Raw genomic sequence first — 1821 nt, 5'->3', positions numbered from 1 at the left:
GCCCAGGCCGACCAGATGACGGGCCAGGCGATTGGCCCGGTCGTTCAGTCCGGCGTAGGTCAGGCTGTGCTCGTCATGCACGGCCGCCAGCGCCTGGGGATTGGCCCGCACCTGCGCTTCAAACAGACCATGGACCGTCTTGTCTCGTGGATAGTCGCGTGCGGTTGCATTGAACGCGTCCAGCACCTGTTGACGTTCGGCTTGCGGCAGCACGGTCAGGTCCTGCAGACGTGAAGCAGGGCTGGACTCCAGCGCAGTGGCAAGGCTTTGCAGTGCGCGCTCCATGTAGGCGCAGACCCGTTGAGCGCCCACACCGCTCGCCGCCAGCACCGTCAAGGCGAAATCTTCACCCAGGTCGTCCACCGACAGCGTCAGCGGATAGTTGGTGCGGGCTTCACCCCCCAGTGTCTCGATGCCCTGCCAGGCCAAGGCCTCACTCTGCGTATCCAACTCTTCACTGGAATTGCGGTAGTTCAGCAACGCGCTGAACAGCGGTATCGGCGCACTCACCCCGCTGCAGCGCTGGGCCAGCGCCAGCGAGGCGTGTTCATGCCCCAACAGCGCGGAGAGACGTCCATGAACGGCCTGGACACCCTGCCGCACGTCTTGCTGACCCACCGCCACCCGCAATGGCAAGGTATTGATGAACATCCCCAAAGCGCGATCAGCGCCCTGGCCACCCTGCATCCGGCCCATCAGCACCGTACCGAACACCACGTCAGGTGTGCCCGAGACGCATGCCAGCACCTGAGCCCACGCCAGGTGATGGAGACTGGCCGCCCCCACCCCGGACATCCGTGCCAGACGTCGCAGACGGCGGCTCAGATCGCGGTCGAGCAGCCGCCTGGCCTCCTCGATGTCATTGCCGTCGCCCTGCACCTGTTGCAAGCCGAACGGCAGCGTCGGTTCATCCACGTCGCCGAGCATGTCGCGGAAGAACGCCTCGTGCTCTTCACGACTCACACCCAGGCGTGCTTGCGCCACATAGTGACGATAAGGCACCGGCGCATCCAACTGTCCGATCTGCCCCAACAAGTGCATCCGCATCTCGTGCTGCACCACCTTGAGCGCCGTGTGATCGAGGGCGATATGGTGGAACAGCAGCAAGGCAACCCAACGCTGGTTGGGCTTGTCTTCGGCGAACGCCAGGCGCATCAGCGGTGCCTGGGTCATGTCGAGCCCATAGTGACGAGCGTCGAAACGCCGATGCAGCTGTTCAATGATGTCCCCGCCTTGCGGGTCCGGCGTGAACGCCTCCAGGCCCAACCGCGCTTCGCGCCAGACCACTTGCTGAGGCTCGTCGAGCCCCTCCCACACGATAGCGGTGCGCAAGATGTCGTGGCGATCGATGACGCCCTGCAACGCCCGAATGAAGTCGTCGAGGCGCTGCCGGTCCTGCAGGCCGAACAGGGCCTGCAAGACATAGGGATCGCCCTGCTCGGCCGAGAGGTGATGGTAGAGAATGCCTTCCTGGAGCGGTGCCACGGGATAGATTTCTTGCACGTTGCGCGCACCACCCGGCACCGTCGCCACGATGCGGTCGATGGCATCCTGGTCCAGGCTGGTCAACGACAGCATTTGCGGCGTGATCTTCATGCAGCCGTGGGCAATGCCGTTGGCCGGCACCACGATTTCGCTGCGCCCGCCCACTGCCGCCGCCAATGCCGACAGCGTCGGTTGGCCGAACAATACACGCACGTCGGCACTCAGGCCGACTTGACGCATGCGCTCGATCAGGCTGACGGCCAACAGCGAATGACCGCCCAGCTCGAAGAACTGGTCGTGACGGCCGACCTGTTGCAGGCCCAGCAGGTCCTGCCA

The 1821-nt window shown here is 64.6% G+C and carries 1 protein-coding gene; it reads right to left on the bottom strand.

The window, feature by feature from the left end; translation table 11 throughout:
- A partial coding sequence (locus tag BLP82_RS30000) for a condensation domain-containing protein (RefSeq protein ID WP_305883191.1) occupies positions 1–1821 on the bottom strand: 1821 nt, incomplete at both ends.

The sequence above is a fragment of the Pseudomonas sp. NFACC37-1 genome (assembly GCF_900101575.1).
Lineage (GTDB): Bacteria > Pseudomonadota > Gammaproteobacteria > Pseudomonadales > Pseudomonadaceae > Aquipseudomonas > Aquipseudomonas fluorescens_AA.
The sequence above is the reverse complement of the archived record's forward strand: the minus strand, read 5'-3'. Positions and strand labels throughout refer to the sequence as shown.